The 15,396-nt window shown below is 61.2% G+C and carries 16 protein-coding genes; all 16 read right to left on the bottom strand.

Translation table 11 applies throughout. The annotated features are described in order from the left end of the window. Window positions 1-100 precede the first annotated feature (100 nt). Window positions 101-397 carry a hypothetical protein gene (locus NZK81_RS20825; protein ID WP_260047911.1) on the bottom strand — a complete coding sequence of 99 codons (297 nt, stop codon included), beginning with the start codon at window positions 395-397 and terminating at the stop codon, window positions 101-103. Between the two features lie 98 nt (window positions 398-495). Further along, a complete protein-coding gene (locus NZK81_RS20830) occupies window positions 496-1,341 on the bottom strand; it encodes a F0F1 ATP synthase subunit B family protein (RefSeq protein ID WP_098105924.1) in 846 nt (281 codons plus the stop codon). Window positions 1,342-1,344: 3 nt separating this feature from the next. Beyond that, window positions 1,345-1,626, bottom strand: coding sequence for a F0F1 ATP synthase subunit C (locus tag NZK81_RS20835; protein WP_098105923.1), 282 nt, complete (start codon window positions 1,624-1,626; stop codon window positions 1,345-1,347). A gap of 24 nt (window positions 1,627-1,650) precedes the next feature. Continuing rightward, window positions 1,651-2,352 carry a F0F1 ATP synthase subunit A gene (locus tag NZK81_RS20840; protein WP_098105922.1) on the bottom strand — a complete coding sequence of 234 codons (702 nt, stop codon included), beginning with the start codon at window positions 2,350-2,352 and terminating at the stop codon, window positions 1,651-1,653. Next, window positions 2,342-2,644 carry an ATP synthase subunit I gene (locus NZK81_RS20845; protein WP_260047912.1) on the bottom strand — a complete coding sequence of 101 codons (303 nt, stop codon included), beginning with the start codon at window positions 2,642-2,644 and terminating at the stop codon, window positions 2,342-2,344. Before NZK81_RS20845 ends, NZK81_RS20840 begins: the two co-directional genes overlap by 11 nt. Window positions 2,645-2,648: 4 nt before the next feature. After that, window positions 2,649-2,987 carry an AtpZ/AtpI family protein gene (locus NZK81_RS20850; protein ID WP_098105920.1) on the bottom strand — a complete coding sequence of 113 codons (339 nt, stop codon included), beginning with the start codon at window positions 2,985-2,987 and terminating at the stop codon, window positions 2,649-2,651. Next, complete coding sequence (locus NZK81_RS20855; protein ID WP_098105919.1) at window positions 2,980-3,369, bottom strand: F0F1 ATP synthase subunit epsilon; 390 nt, start codon at window positions 3,367-3,369, stop codon at window positions 2,980-2,982. Before NZK81_RS20855 ends, NZK81_RS20850 begins: the two co-directional genes overlap by 8 nt. Window positions 3,370-3,371: 2 nt before the next feature. Further along, on the bottom strand, window positions 3,372-4,781 hold the full coding sequence (gene atpD, locus NZK81_RS20860) for a F0F1 ATP synthase subunit beta (protein ID WP_098105918.1): 1,410 nt from the start codon (window positions 4,779-4,781) through the stop codon (window positions 3,372-3,374). Next, window positions 4,778-5,962, bottom strand: coding sequence for an NAD(P)/FAD-dependent oxidoreductase (locus NZK81_RS20865; protein ID WP_168176343.1), 1,185 nt, complete (start codon window positions 5,960-5,962; stop codon window positions 4,778-4,780). Before NZK81_RS20865 ends, atpD begins: the two co-directional genes overlap by 4 nt. 125 nt (window positions 5,963-6,087) lie before the next feature. Beyond that, on the bottom strand, window positions 6,088-7,098 hold the full coding sequence (locus NZK81_RS20870; RefSeq protein ID WP_188818859.1) for a bifunctional enoyl-CoA hydratase/phosphate acetyltransferase: 1,011 nt from the start codon (window positions 7,096-7,098) through the stop codon (window positions 6,088-6,090). Continuing rightward, the gene (locus NZK81_RS20875; RefSeq protein WP_188818966.1) at window positions 7,095-8,336 is read right to left on the bottom strand and encodes an acetate/propionate family kinase; all 1,242 of its coding nucleotides are present in this window, start codon (window positions 8,334-8,336) and stop codon (window positions 7,095-7,097) included. The genes NZK81_RS20870 and NZK81_RS20875 overlap by 4 nt, the downstream gene beginning before the upstream one ends. Continuing rightward, on the bottom strand, window positions 8,329-8,733 hold the full coding sequence (locus NZK81_RS20880; RefSeq protein ID WP_229710109.1) for a DUF3141 domain-containing protein: 405 nt from the start codon (window positions 8,731-8,733) through the stop codon (window positions 8,329-8,331). Before NZK81_RS20880 ends, NZK81_RS20875 begins: the two co-directional genes overlap by 8 nt. Before the next feature lie 46 nt (window positions 8,734-8,779). Further along, window positions 8,780-11,182 (bottom strand): heavy metal translocating P-type ATPase, encoded by a 2,403-nt coding sequence (locus NZK81_RS20885; RefSeq protein ID WP_229710134.1) that lies wholly within the window; start codon window positions 11,180-11,182, stop codon window positions 8,780-8,782. Window positions 11,183-11,807: 625 nt separating this feature from the next. Then, window positions 11,808-13,469: a phosphoglucomutase (alpha-D-glucose-1,6-bisphosphate-dependent) gene (gene pgm, locus NZK81_RS20890; RefSeq protein WP_260047915.1), complete on the bottom strand. Its 1,662-nt coding sequence runs from the start codon at window positions 13,467-13,469 to the stop codon at window positions 11,808-11,810. Between the two features lie 245 nt (window positions 13,470-13,714). Then, complete coding sequence (locus tag NZK81_RS20895; RefSeq protein WP_260047916.1) at window positions 13,715-14,977, bottom strand: MgtC/SapB family protein; 1,263 nt, start codon at window positions 14,975-14,977, stop codon at window positions 13,715-13,717. A 218-nt stretch (window positions 14,978-15,195) separates the two neighbouring features. Beyond that, window positions 15,196-15,396, bottom strand: a 201-nt coding sequence (locus NZK81_RS20900; RefSeq protein ID WP_260047918.1) for a hypothetical protein, incomplete at its 5' end; no start/stop codon positions are given.

Raw genomic sequence — 15,396 nt, forward strand, 5'->3', positions numbered from 1 at the left:
ATAACGCCATGTCGATCACTCCAATGTCCCCCGACGCAACAGCCAGGGGAAAGGTCAGAACATGGGTCACTTCTCAGCGGAAATTTATGCCTCTCCCGGGTCAACTCTCAGCGGAAATCAACACGTTGCCATCGAGTGGCCGGCCAAGGGGGTCGATAACGCGGCCCAGCAGGCCTTCGCCCACGGCAACATCCATGACTCGGCTTGTTCGCTCGACCTCATCGCCCGCGTTCAAATGAGAATACGCGCCGAGCAGAACGACGCCGGTTTCACTGTCATCAACATTGAATGCCATGCCGAGCACGTCGCCGGGAAAGCGTATCAGCTCCTCGAAGCCGACTTCGGGGAGCCCGGAGACCTTGGCGACCCCGGTCGCAATACTGGTGATGGTTCCCACCTCTCTTGGTGCCAGCTGCGGTGCGAATACCTTCCGCGTCTGACCGATTCCTGCAAATGCAGAGTCGAATGCACTTTGTAGGGTTTCGGACCTGGCTGTCATTGGCGTTGCGTTTCGGGTTTTGGTTTATCGGCCTTTGATCCGGCTTTGGGCGTTGTCGGCGGTCCGGTTGCGGTATCAACCAGATCCTTGTCTTGATGAAGGCTGGCAACCACCTTTTCCATCGCAGTGAGGTAGTCCGCGATGGACCAGGCTATCTTTTGTCCATTCGTGATTAATTCGATTCCGCTCACCAGGCTTGGCGCGGTCTCGAACCGCAAGGGAATATCGGCCGAGAACGTCTCCGTGAGCGCTTGCTCAATCGTAGCACGTTGCTCGCCCGACAAGCCGTAGGCGCTGCGGACGAGCACGGGCTCGGACGCAGCTTCGAGCGTCTGAGCGAGGGTCTCTTTTGTTCCGCCTTTCATCGTGCGCACCTGTTGGACGAACATTTCGGTCATACGCTCTTCAAGGCTGACCGCGGCGAGATCTTTCAGCGTCTTCCGCGCGATGGCGAACACTTCCTGTTGGGTTTTACGGCGTATGGCGTCATTGAGATTGTCGGCTTCGGCGCGCAACGCTTCCTGGCGTTTGGCACTCAGCGCATCGGCCGCCGTTCTCGCCTCATCGAGAAGCCGCCGACGCTCCGCCTTCACCTCTTCCATCGCTTCGTTCATGAGCGCCGCACGCTGCTCGTCGAACTGTTCGTTCTTGTGAAGGAACAGGTCGCGTTCCTCTTGCGCCTCGGACTTCTTCGCGTCAGCGTCAGCGAGCTCTGCGGCAATTCGCCTTTCCCGGGCATCGAGTGCGTCGAGGATCGGCTTGTAGAGGTAGCGCTTCAGCAACCACACCAGAATGAGAAAGTTGAGCGCTTGCGCGCCGACAGTGAACCAATCGATGAGCATCGATCACTTTCCCGCGGCTTGTGCGATGACGTGGTTCCAGAATGGGTTTGCGAAAACGAGGATCATCGAGAGCACGAAGCAATAGATCGCGACCGACTCGATCATCGCCAAGCCGACAAACAAGGTGCGCGTGATGGTGCTTGCGGCATCGGGCTGTTGTGCCAGCGAACTCAATGCTGTCGAGACCGCACGGCCCTCACCGAGCGCGGGTCCGATGCTCCCGAGCGCAATCGTCAGCCCGGCGGTGACTATTGAAGCGATGCCAATGAGCGTCATACTGTCCATAATGCCTCCTCTTGTTGCCGCGTTTCATGTTCTGGGTTCTGGGGTTGATACGGACCTGGCCGTGCGGCCGCGTGTGGCGGCCGCGATATAGACCGTAGCCAAAATGCTGAAGATATAGGCCTGCACCATGCCGGTGAGCAGACCAAGCGCGCTCATGACGACCGGGAAGATAAACGGCGTGACGGTCAGCAGGATCGCGAGTATCATCGTTCCACTCATCATGTTGCCGAACAGACGAACGGCCAGCGCCAATGTGCGCGACAGTTCGCTGATGATGTTGAACGGCAGCATGATGGCTGTCGGCTCGAGATATGACTTGAGGTAGCTACCCGGCCCCTGCTCCTTGATTCCGGAAAACGGCACCACCACCAGAACGCAGAGCGCGAGAGCGGCCGTGGTCGATAGCGATCCCGTGGGCGGTTCATAGCCGGGGAGGATGGTGAAAAGGCTGGCCAAAGCCAGGAACAGAAAGAGCGTGCCCAGAAAACCGATGTATTTTCTTGGGTGTCGGAGACCGACATCTTCGATTTGCTTTTCGATGCCCGTGACAATGATTTCCAGCAGATTCTGCCATCGGGATCGGTGCAGACCGGTCGAGAGCTTCCGAGTGATGAGCCTGGAGCCGACGGCAAGCACGAACATGAGGCCCCATGTGAACGCAATTGTGGCGTTGAACTTGATGAACCCGTATTGCCAGAAGATCATATCGTCGGGGCTAAGGCGCATAGCGGATCTCCGCTGGCAAATCGGGTGGGTTGGGTCTTGACGAACGGGTCAGCGAGTTCACGAAAAACCGTGCCAGGATGAAGCCCAGGAGGCACAGCAGCCACCGCGCCCAGGCATTGCCGCCGACAAGATAGAAGCCCGCCATGGCGATGCTCGTTCGCACCAGCAAACTGGCCGAAAACCAAAGTGCCGGGCGTTGCGACGGGATTGCCCTCTTCACCGTCCACCAAAGGCCGCCAAAGAAGAATACGCCGAGCAGAAAGCCGAGGAACACAGGCGCTGCCAGTATCATTGTTTCATTCATGATCGTCCTCCCGTTCGCTCTGCATCTCCTTTTGTTCCCTGGCCATCCAATGCCAGGCGTTGAGACAGCCGATGGCGAGGCCAGCCACCAGCAGCGCCAGGGTCCAGGGATGCCTACCCGGATAGCGTTGATCCAGCCAGAACCCGAGGGCAGCGCCCAGCAGCGTCGGAATCGCCACCGACCAGCCGATAAGGCCCATCATTCCCAAACCGAACCAGACGCCTTGTCCTGGATTGCGCCGTGCCTTGAGCTTTCGCGCCGCCTTCAAGCCGACCTGTCGGCTGAGCGACTGGCGCGGCTTCACGCGCCTCTTGCGGGACGGGTCAGTCATTGCGAATACTCGCCATGCGGTGGATGAGGTCACTTTCCATTTTCGCCAATATCGAGCGCAGGCTCTGTTCCTGGCGGTCAAGTGTCAGAAATTCCTGCTCGACTGCTTCACGCAACTGACCAAGGTCTGTTCCGCCCAGCGCGCGACGCACCGATACAAGAACGTCAGCACCAGCCTTGACGAGCACCCCTTCGTCCACAGCGAGAAATACTTCCCCCTCTGACGGAGTCTCGTAAGTCAGTATTCCGGCCGTCAGTGCCGCCACGCAATCAAGACGGCGAGGGAGAATACCAAACGAACCATGATGCGTCTCGGCGACAATCCGCGACACGCCGGTTTTCTCGGTGAAGATATCGAAGGGCAAGAGGATTTTGAGGTTCATGATCAGATGGCATGCTCAGATTGCGAACTTGTCTTTGCCTCGTCGATCGCCCCGATCATGTAGAGTGCGCTTTCGGGATAATCCTTGAATTCGTCGCGCAATATCCGCTCGCAGCCGTTCAGCGCGTCCTCGAGGCTGACCAGTTTACCCGTAAGTCCGGTGAACTGCTCTGTCGTGAAAAAGGGTTGCGTGAGAAACCGCTCCAGCCGGCGGGCGCGTGCGACGACGTTGCGGTCTTCCGGCGAAAGCTGCTCCAGCCCAAGCATGGCGATAATGTCCTTGAGCTCATCATATTGTGCGAGCGTGCGCCGGATTTCCCGCGCCAGGCGGTAATGCCGCTCGCCGACCACGCCTGGTGTGGCCATCTTGGAACTGGATTGCAGGGGGTCGACAGCCGGGAACAGGCCTTCGCTGGCCCGTTTGCGTGAGAGCACGATCGACGCGGAAAGGTGCGAGAAGGTGTGCACAGCCGCCGGATCGGTAAAATCGTCGGCCGGCACGTAGACCGCCTGGATCGAGGTGATGGCGCCAGTATCGGTATTGGCGATCCGCTCTTGCAGCCCCGACAGCTCGGTGCCCATGGTGGGTTGATAGCCGAGCCGCGACGGCATCTGGCCCATCAGGCCCGACACTTCCATTCCTGCCTGGATGAAGCGAAAGATGTTATCGACTAGCAGCAACACGTCGCGGTGCTCTTCATCTCGGAAATATTCGGCCATCGTCAGCGCGGCGTGCCCGACGCGAAATCGGGCGCCAGGCGGCTCGTTCATCTGGCCGAAGAGCATCACCATATTCGGCAACACCCCCGCTTGCTTCATGGCATCGTAAAGCTCTTCACCCTCCCGACAACGCTCACCAATGCCGCAGAAAATGCTTACGCCGGCATTTTGACCGACCATGTTGTTGATCATTTCGGTCAGCAGCACCGTCTTGCCGACGCCGGCTCCGCCAAAAAGGCCCGCCTTGCCGCCGCGCTCCAGCGGTGCGAGGATATCGATGACCTTGATGCCTGTCTCAAAGACTTCGGATCTTGTGGAACGTCGCATAAGCGGCGGCGGTGCATTATGCACCGAACGCCATTTGACGCCCGACACTGCAGGTTCGCGATCTATGGCATTGCCAAACACATCAAACATTCGCGAGAGCACTGCCTTGCCCACCGGTGCTTTCAAGGGTCCGCCCGTGTCCTCGACGATCATTCCGCGAGCGAGGCCCTGTGTGGGCGTCAAGGCAATTCCTCGCACATGATGTGCATCTTGCTGAGCCAGAACTTCAATCACGATCTGTTTGTCCGGACCAGCTCGCAGCACCGAATATATCTGCGGCAAACGGCTGGCGAAACGAACGTCAACGACACTGCCGCGCACTGAAACGACCACGCCACAATTTGAAGAACTGGCTTCAGTGTTCATAAATGCTCACCTCGATCCGCTCGAGTGGAACCAGTCGGCGTACTTCCGCCCCTGCTGTTCCGGTCAGCGATAGGAGGTTTGTGTTCGGCCTGGTGCTGGCACCACACGCAATCGCAATCGATGTGATCGCAACTCGGATCGCGAGAGGTTCCGAGATGGTGTAGCTGCGCTATCGGAAAAAGGATTCGGCTCGCTATCGAGGGCCTGTACATTCGCTGGAGCGCAATGCGCGCGTCGCCGTGCGTGAGCAGCTTCTCCACGGCTGGCCAGCCCCGCTCACCGATGAGATTGACGATGAAGCGGTTGACCATACCGGCACGAAGCAGCGGCCGTAGTTCTTCGCGCCATAGGCTGGAATAGTCTCTGGCTTCAAGGATGCTGCGTGCCGCGAGCAGGCCCGATCGAATGGCGTAGCGCATGCCGAATCCCGCCAGCGCATCCTGGAACCCGGCCTGTTCGCCAATCACGGGGTGACCGCCTTGGATGGCCGAGCGTGGAATCCGGAAATTGCCGAAGCCGCCAAACGGCTTTGCGGCGCGCATTGTCAGCCCCAGTTGACTGCGGAAGAAGGCAACGGTTCGCTCCAGATAGACCGCCTGCTGCTTGAAGCCCTTCAACATACAGCTGGCGAGCGTGCCGCGGCCAGCGTGGATCAGCAGATAAGCGTAACCGCGCGGGGCGAGGCGCTCATCCAGGACGAGCCAGCTCCCGTCTGCCATGTGGGTCTCAAACACATACCCGACGGCGATGATGTCTGCCCGTCTCGGGCCGATCGCGAGGACAGCATTTCCTTCGGCGTCACTCGCCCGGTCTTCGAACCTGACCTCTACCCCAGCCGCAATCGCGTGGCGCAACAACGCATGATCGAGGCAACCTTCGTCGCTTCCCCGTCGAACAAGATAGAATAGGGCGCGCGCACTCTGTACCTGATAATGACTGCCACGGGAATCATAGACCGTGCCCCGGGTCACACCATGATGGTCAAAGGTCGGCTCGATGCCGGCAGCGCGCAGGTCATCCAACACATCCGTTTCGCCGCTCCAGTTCTCGAGGCCCTGGAAGTCCCCGTGAAACCGCATGCCGACATTGCGATGCCACTCGCGCACGAGAACGCGACGCCCAGCACGCGCGAGAGCAATCGCGCAAACGAGGCCCGCCGGACCCGCGCCGATAACCGTCACCTGGTTGCTTACATCTTCACGGGCGAAAGCCGGGTGCGTGTGTGGTGCGCGGATAGGGGACTGGGGGGCTGGCCGATCGTTTCCGGTCCCGGTCCGCGTGAGGGATGGCTGAGCGTGGGACATGATCATTTCGCAAGCGGATAGCAGGCACGCTCGGGCTGCGGCGCGCAGTGAAGACTTGCCTCGAACGGGTGCAGCGCCGTCGGAGTTATTGGTCTGCGGTGGTGCATCAGCGCTGCCACAGCGAGCGAGGCCAGCCGTGCCGGCACCGGATCCGCGCGCGACGTCAGCGCCACCGGCACCGCCAAACCGACCGCGATCCCGGCCGCAGTGGCTCCCGCCAGATATTCAAGGTTTTTCGCGAGGATGTTTCCCGAGACTAGATCCGGCACGAGCAGAATGTCTGCGTCACCGGCCACGGCTGAAACAATCCCTTTGTCCGCGGCTGCCTGGCTCGAGATGGCATTGTCGAAGGCGAGCGGGCCGTCGACCAGCGCGCCGGTGATTTGTCCGCGCTGCGCCATGAGCGTCAGACATGCCGCATCGAGTGTCGAGACGATTTCGGGATTGACCGTCTCTATCGCCGAGAGGACGGCGGCCTTTGGCGTCTCGACCCCGAGGAGTTGGAACAGGTTGATCGCATTTTGCAGGATCTGGGCCTTGGCGCTGAGGTCGGGCGCGATGTTGATCGCCGCGTCGGTAATCCCCAGGAGTCTTGACCGGGTTGCGACGTCGACCAGGAAGACATGACTGACCCGCTCGCTTGGCACACGCAGCCCAAGTTCCTTGTCGAGCAAAGCGTGCATCAGGCTGTCGGTGTGGATATGTCCTTTCATCACTGCATCGGCCTTGCCCTCGCGGGCGAGTTCCACAGCTTTTGCTGCTGCGGCAATTCCCGAACCGGCGGGGACCATCCAATCAGGCGCCGGCGTCCATTCGATATCGCTGCAGATCGCGGCGATCGCCTCCGGATCGCCAACGAGACGCGGCTCGACCAAGCCGAGTCCCTGCGCTTCGCGCATAGTTTCCAGAACTTCCGATTGCGCGGCATCAGCTACAGCAACGCGTATGGGTCCAAGGCCGGTTGCCTGTTCGACGAGGCGCTGCAGATGTGGGGCAGGGGGGGTCAAGTTCACGCCACCTGCCTTGCGGGCTGCGCGGCCAGCAGCCGGCGCATGTGCTGCGCTATCATTTGTTCTTCGTCGGTTGCGAATGCTTCAACAACGACACGGCCCGCAGCCGACGAGATGACGCGTGCACCAGCTGTGTTGCGCGTGGGATCCAGGGCGACGCCCAGATAGCCGAGATCCGCGCAAATGTCGGCGCGAACCATGGGGGCATTGGCGCCGATTCCGCCGGTGAATACGAGGCGATCGAGGCCGCCCAAGACGGCGGTCAGTGCTGCCAGGTGTGAGCGCGCCTGGTAGCAGAAGTACGCTACGGCCTCGAGAGCGGAATGGTCTGTGGGCCGCGCCAGCAATTCCTGCATGTTGCGGCTGAAACCGGACAGTCCCAGCAGTCCCGATTCCTCGTAAAGGAGATGCCGGAGCCGATCTGCGGACAAGTCCATCTCTGTCAGCAAGTAAAGGATGATGCCCGGGTCGAGGTCGCCGCAGCGCGTCCCCATGGGCAGACCGCTCAATGTGCTGAAACCCATCGTCGTCTCGACGCTTCTGCCGCCCTTCAGCGCGCACATCGAAGCCCCGTTCCCGAGATGGGCAACGATGACGCGCTCGCCATCGACGTCGACCTCCTCGCTGCGCAGCCGTTCAACGACATATTCGTAGGAGAGGCCATGAAAGCCGTAACGGCGGATGCCTTGGTCACGCAACTCGCGCGGCAAACCCGTCAGGGTTGCGAGGTGCGGCATGCCATGATGAAAGGCGGTATCGAAGCAGGCGATTTGGGACAGGTCTGGGCGAGCGTTGCGGACTGCGGTGATTCCGGCCAGATTGTGCGGTTGATGCAGCGGAGCAAGCGGCACGAACTCGCGCAACCGCGCCTCCAGCGTCTCGGTTACGAATGTGGCGCAATCACATTCCGCGCCGCCATGGACAATGCGGTGCCCGACTGCCGCCAAACCGTCTCCGGCGGTGTGCCGGTCGATCGCATCCAAAAGCAGATGCAGAGCCATGTCGTGGTCAGCGACTTCTGCCGTTTCATCGAACGCCGTCGTCCCTGCTGCGTCAACGGCGTGAAAACGGCCATGTGCAAGGCCGATGCGGTCGATGGCCCCTGACCAGAGGCGCGCTGGGGGATCCTTGGTCGAAAAGAGCGCGAACTTCACGCTCGACGAGCCGCTGTTGATAACCAGAATGGCATCGCCTGCAGCTGCTCGCAGTTGGGGCTGCGGGGGGCGACCATTGCTAGGCATGGCTGCTGCCCGCAAAGCCGTACAGCCAGCCAAAGATCTGCTCGCCGGTTTTGTCCCTGGCTCGCCGCGCGTCCTCGAGCGCTTGGGTGATCGCGCCGATTACGTCTCTTTCCCGCTGAACCAACGACTGGTCAGGTGACAGCGGCTTGCGCCTTGGCGAGATCGCACCCGCCAACATTGCGGCACCGCGCATCCAGGGATTGAGTACCTCGGAAAGGAGATAGCGGCTCGTCCGCATCGGGTGGAGCCATTTGAGAATATCCGGAATGGGCCCGAAGCCGGATAGAATTCGTTTTCGCGCTTCGCCCAGTGATTGGGGAGGACGGTTTCCTGATTGCCGCGACGGCGCCGCCGAAGTTGGTAATGTTCCGCTGGTTTGAGTGGATGAAGAAGCCATTGTTTCGCCGTTTCGCAAGAGATCGAAGAGGTAGCCGAAAATCGGATCACATCGCGGTCGCCGGAACTGGCGAGTCCTGTGCTGCGCTCCCGGCCGGCATCCTGCCGCGGCCAACACCCGTCAGCCTGGTCCGCTTGAGCATCAGCGCGTTGATGGCAACAAGCGCGGAACTGCCCGACATGGCGAGCGCAGCAATCTCCGGGCTCAGCAGCACGGGATAGAGCACGCCGGCGGCGAGCGGGAAGGCGATGATGTTGTAACCCACCGCCCACCAGAGATTCTGGTGCATCTTGCGCAATGTCGCACGCGACAGGGTGATCGCACCGACAATGTCGAAGGGATCGCTCTTCATCAGGACGACGTCCGCGCTTTCCATGGCGACGTCGGTTCCCGCGCCGATGGCGAATCCGACATCGGCCTGCGTCAGGGCGGGCGCATCGTTGACGCCATCTCCGACCATGCCGACCCGCTGGCCTTGCGCCTGCAGTTCCTTGACCTTATCGGCCTTCTGCCCCGGCAGGACATCGGCGAGCACGATGTCGATGCCGAGTTCCGCGGCGATCCGTTTGGCCGTGCCCGCATTGTCGCCGGTGAGCATCGCGACCTTGACCTTGCGTTCGCGCAGTGCGGCGACGGTCGCCTTGGCGGTGGGGCGAGGTGCATCGGCAATCGCGATCAGGCCCAGTATCTCGCCGCCGCGGGCGACATGGACAACCGTGCGGCCGGCGCCCTTCAACCGCTCGGCGGGTTCCGCAAGCGCGCCCAATGGAACGTTTTCATCCTCCATTACCTGACGGTTCCCGACCACCACGGATGCACCTTCGACTTCGGCACCTGCGCCCTTGCCCTCGCGGTTGGCGAAATTGCGGGCTTCCGGCAAAGTGATGCCCGATGCGCGCTCCAGGATCGCGATGGCAAGCGGATGCTCCGAATTGCGTTCAACCGCTCCGGCCATGCGGAGCACCTCGTCCTGCGTATATTCCGCAGCCGCGACCACATCGACGACCTTGGGCTGCCCCATGGTGAGCGTTCCGGTCTTGTCGAAGATGATCACATCAAGCTTGGTCGCGTCCTCGAGCGCGCCGGCATTCTTGAACAAGATGCCGTTCATCGCACCAAGACCGGTTCCGACCATCACCGCCATCGGGGTGGCAAGACCGAGTGCATCGGGACAGGCGATCACGAACACGGTGATCGTCAGTGTCAATGCGAACAGCAAGGTCGAACCCAGCGCCCAGTACCAGCCGGCAAATGTGGCAAGGCCGATAACGATCGCGGCGAGCACCAGCCATTGCGATGCGCGATCCGCGAGCAATTGCGCCGGTGCCTTGGAGTTTTGCGCTTCCTGGACGAGCTTGACGATCTGGGCGAGGGCGGTATCCGCTCCCACTTTGGTCGCGCGGTAGCGGAAACTGCCGCTGCGGTTGATCGTGGCGCCAATGACCGCATCGCCAGGGGCTTTGGAGACCGGCATGGATTCTCCTGTCAGCATCGATTCATCGACGTCCGACTTGCCATCGAGAATCTCGCCGTCGACGGGGATCTTGTTGCCGGGGCGGATCAGAACGACATCGCCGACCAGCACCTCGGCGGTCGGCACTTCGATCTCCTTCCCGTCGCGCAGGACTGTCGCCATCGGCGGCGCCAGGTCCATCAATGCGCGGATAGCCTGCGAAGCGCCGGCCCTTGCCCGCATTTCGAGCCAGTGGCCAAGAAGAATGAAAACGAGCAGAACCGCCGAGGCTTCGTAGAATTGCTGGCCCTCGAAAAAGAAGGTGGTGCCGACGCTGAACAGATAGCCGGTGCCGACGCTCAGCAACACGAGCACGGCCATGTTGAGAATACCATTGCGCAGCGCTCGGATCGCGGCGACCACGAAGGGCCAGACGGGATAAAGGATCGCCGCGCTTGCAAGCAGGAACAAGGCGATGTTGAGCTCCAGGCCGAAAGGTGGGGTAAGCAAGGGGCGGTCCATCCCCATCGGAGACAGGCCGAAGATCGGAAGACTAAAGATCAGGCTGATGAAGAACCGGTTGCGCATGTCGCGCGCCATCGCGGCCATGTCCATCCCCGCGCCGTGCCCCATTTCATGAGCCATGGCGTCGTGCGCCGGCCCCCCTTTGGCGGCAGCAGCGACGGGTCCCGGCCGGTGATGATGGACGTGACCGGACGCGGGGCCCGCGCGGTTCTGGCTGTCGCCGTCTGGGGTCACCACGGCATCGCGGGCGCAGACATGCCGGGGGACGAGACGGCCGCCGCAGTGAAAGCCGCAGTCATTGATGATGCCGCGCAACTCGGCGACATTTATCAGCGTCTCGTCAAAGACGACCGTTACGCTCTCGGAAGCGGGATTGGCTTCGGCGCTGAGCACTCCAGCGCATTTTGAAAGCTGCTTTTCGACGCCGAGATGATCAAGGCATTGGAACAGCCCGCGGGCTTCAAGTGTCACGGTTGGCAAGGCAAGGCTCCGTTGTTGGTCTGGCTCGCCGATGGTGTTCAGCATGGCCACAGGTGTTCGAGGGGCCAAAGGAGGGGGGGCGTGCGGCCCCTCGAACAGAGTGGTGCGGCGCCCAAAGGGCTGTGCCGCACGTGTTCAGCCTACAGCATCAGCCGGTCGATTTGCACCCTTGGGAGTGCTTCGTCGCCGCGTCTTTGGTGGCGCTCGGGTCTTGTCCGCCGGTCTCCGCGGGACTTGCGGCCCGCTTGTTGCCGCAACAGCATCCCGACGACTCCGTCTTCTTGTCAGGCGCCTCGTTCTGTTTGGCTCGGATCGTCATGAATACCTCCATTGGTGGCTCCCCCCTGAGGGGATATGGTTCAAGACGCACTGGCGGCATGAAACTTACAGTCCGGAACCGGAACCTGGGAAACCTGTCGAACCAGCCCTGACCGGCGGGGCCAGACTGGAGGATGCCGAAGAATTCCATCTTGATGGCATCGTATAGCGCCTGCGGCAGGGAATCCTCTCGGCGCGCTGATAATCGTTGCTCGGGATGGCCTCGACCAGCTTTCATTGTTGGCGCTGGCGAACGCGGCGCCGGCATTCACACGATTCTTCTCTTCCTTCGACTTCGTCAGTGGCGCACGGCCGCTTCTGCAAGCGCGGCACCGATCATCGCCTTTGCTTCGCTCTCGATCTGATCGAGATGGTCGAGGCTCCGGAAGCTTTCCGCGTAGATCTTGTAGATATCCTCCGTTCCCGAAGGCCGCGCCGCGAACCAGCCGTTCGCGCTTCGTACGCGCACGCCGCCCAAGGGAGCGCCGCTCGATGGCGCGGCGCTTTCGATGGCGATCACGGCTTCGCCAGCCAATTGTCCAGCCTCGAAACTGTGCGGCGTCAGCTGCCTGAGCTGCTCTTTCTCGCGTCTCGTCGCCGGAGCGTCGGTACGCCGGTAGAACGGCTTTCCAATCGTGGCGGTCACCTCGGCGTAGAGCGCAGTGGGATCGCGGCCCGTCTTCGCCATGATCTCCGCAGCAAGCAGGCCGAGCGCGATTCCATCCTTGTCGGTAGTCCATACCGAGCCGTTCTTGCGCAGCAGGGTCGCTCCGGCGCTTTCCTCACCCGCAAAGCCGAGCTTGCCTTCGAGCATGGCGTCGACGAACCATCTGAACCCGACCGGCGTTTCGACCAGGGGGCGATCGAGATGCGCGGCAAGCCGATCGATAAGCGCGCTCGTTACCATCGTTTTTCCGATCCCGGCGTCGCGCGGCCACTGAGGCCGGTTCATGAACAGATAGGCAACGCAAGCGGCGAGATAGTCGTTCGGAGGCATCAACCCCTGCGAGGCTGTAACAATACCGTGCCGATCGGCATCCGGATCGTTGCCCACGGATATGTCGAATCGGTCCTTGAGATCGAGTAGCTGCGCCATCGCATAGGGCGAAGAGCAATCCATTCTGATGCGGCCATCGCGATCGGCGGGCATGAACCCGAAGCTCGGATCGACGGTGTCGCTGACCAGGCAAGCGTCGAGCCGATAAAGCTCGATGATGGCAGGCCAGTAGTCGACCGAACTGCCGCCGAGGGGGTCGATGCCAATTCGCAGGCTCGAGGCGCTGATCGCCTCGAAGTCGAGGACGTTGGCAAGATCGTCGACATAGGCCGAACGGAAATCCTGCCGTGACAATGCGGATGAACGATAGGCCCGGTCGTAGGGCATGCGGCGCACGCCGCCTAGCTTGGCGTCGAGTAGCGCGTTAGCGAGGCGCTCGATACTGCCGGCCACTTCCGGCTCCGAGGGTCCGCCATGCGGCGGATTGTACTTGAAGCCGCCATCCTCCGGCGGATTGTGTGAAGGAGTGATCACGACGCCATCGGCAAGGCCGCTCGTGCGCCCGCGATTGTAAGAGAGAATCGCGTGAGAGATGACTGGCGTCGGCGTAAAGCCGTCGCGCGCGTCGGTCACGACGGCCACCTCATTCGCTGCGAATACCTCGATTGCTGTCCTTGCCGCCGGTCCCGACAAGGCGTGCGTGTCGACCCCCAGGAACAAAGGACCGTCTATGCCGGTCCTTGCACGGTGAAGGCAGACCGCTTGGGCAATCGCCAGAGTATGCGCCTCGTTGAACCTGCATTCGAGCGCCGAGCCGCGGTGGCCGGAAGTGCCGAACGTGACACGCTGGCCGGCGTTGCCAGGATCAGGGGCTAGGTCATGATAAGCACGGATCAGTCCCTCGACATCGACGAGCTGCGATGGATCGAGCCGTTTGCCCGCGTCGGGATGCGCGTCAGTCATGCTCCATCATCCTCCGGAATCGATGCTTCGCCCGGATTATGGTTCTACCGGCCGGATTTGGCTATCCAGTTGGCGACGCCTGGTCTTGTCAGCATGCGCGCGTCGTTTCGGGATCAAGGGAATTGACATCCGCAAGGACGTGGTGTTGCACGAGTTCTTACTGCGAAGCCTCACGTTCTTTCGGCAAAAACCATGATGCGCCACCCTGCGGCTATATATTCGGCCATTAGCACTCATGGCGGACGTCAGCCAATCGTCAGAAAAAGGGCCCCCCCGGCTGTGATGAGCGCCACCGCGCTTCCTGCGCCCACGATGAGTCCATGCTTCGGCGAACCCGTCAGTGCGCCCAATAGGGATTTGGTCAATGTATTCGCCGTGACCGCCAAGCCGATGCCGATCGCGGCAATCTGCGGATCGAGCGCTCCTTTGGACAATTGGGACAAGGACAGACTGATCGCATCGACATCGGCCAATCCGGAAATCGCCGACAGCCCGAATACGCCGGCGGGACCGGAGAACTGCGCCGCAAGTTTCGAGACCAGCATGACCCCGGCAATGAGTCCGGCAAGCTTCAAGGCCGTGCCCAGTTCCAGCGGGCTGGTCATGGCGATTTGCGGTCGCTCCATGTTGCGCTTGCCGGCGCGCAAAATAAAGATGGCGCCCATGATTAGGATGACAGAGCCCGAAATCGCCAGCGGCAGCATGATGAGGCCGAGCAGCGACGGATTGGCGATTCCGACGACGACGATCACACGCGCCATCATGACGGCACAGCTCATCAGCGTAGCGCCCGAAAGGAGCCAGCAGGCGTCCGGATGGGCCCTTGCCATCTTCGCGAAAGTCAAAGCGGCAGCGGTCGATGACGCCAGGCCGCCGGCGAGCGCGGATACGATCAGGCCGGCTCGCTCGCCGAAGATGCGGATCGCGAAATAGCCAAGAAAGGAAACGGCGGCGAGGAGGATCGTGAAACGCCAAATCTCGGTCGGATTGATCGCGTTCCATGGATCGATCGCCTTGTCGGGCAAAATGGGCGCAATGAGAGCGGTCATCACGACGAGAATGACGAATGCACGAATCTCCGGCCAGGTGAGCATTTTCAGCCACGCATGAAGGGGCTGCTTGAATGCGAGCATGGCCGTCGCCGCCGCTGCCGATGCAATTGCCACCGACATCTCGCCCACAACTGCATAGGCTCCGAGCAGGAACGCCAGGAGTCCGGCAACAGTGCCGGTAACACTGAAGCCTTGTTCGATTCGCGCTTCTAGATATTGGAAAGCGGCCGTGATCAGTCCGAACGTCAGGAATGCAAAGCTGAGAAAAATCGCTCCTGCGGTGGACGCGACAAGAGCACTGATACCTCCGAGCAAGCCGGAAAGACCATAGGTTCTGAGACCGGCCGCGCGCTTTCCTTCAGGTACTTCGCGAAGGTTCCAGCCGCGTTCGAGACCAAAGAGCAGACCGATTGCCAGCGCGATGGCAAGGCGTTCAAACTGGCTATCGATGGGCATACCGCGAACCCTTGTCTCAACAACATTGCCGTCAACCGATCAGCCTCCGCTGGTCAGACAAAGAGCAATCTCAAGTTGCAGGACGTAGGCGAAGCGGCGGCCTTACAGAAGGTTCGGCCACGTTCCGCACATCAGCGGTATCGGCGGAGCTGCGGGATCGAGGGCTCGCAGCGGGCGAAGACTTGTTTCTCGGAATGTCGGCGTGTTTGTGCTCCGGATCACCAACAGGCAAATCGATGTACGAAGTCGGTTGAACGAGCTTTTGATCGTTCGTGACTTTGTTGGCTCGCTGGAGTGTGCAGGGCGGTGACAAACCAGGCCAATGGAGCGCCGGCGATTTGCTGAGCGCGGCGGTGTAAAAACCAGCCATTGGATAAGGTTGTTCCTTTTGGAGCGGCCAGGGATGTTTGCCGTGGAGG

It is taken from the genome of Novosphingobium mangrovisedimenti (genome assembly GCF_025153475.1).
GTDB lineage: Bacteria > Pseudomonadota > Alphaproteobacteria > Sphingomonadales > Sphingomonadaceae > Novosphingobium > Novosphingobium mangrovi_A.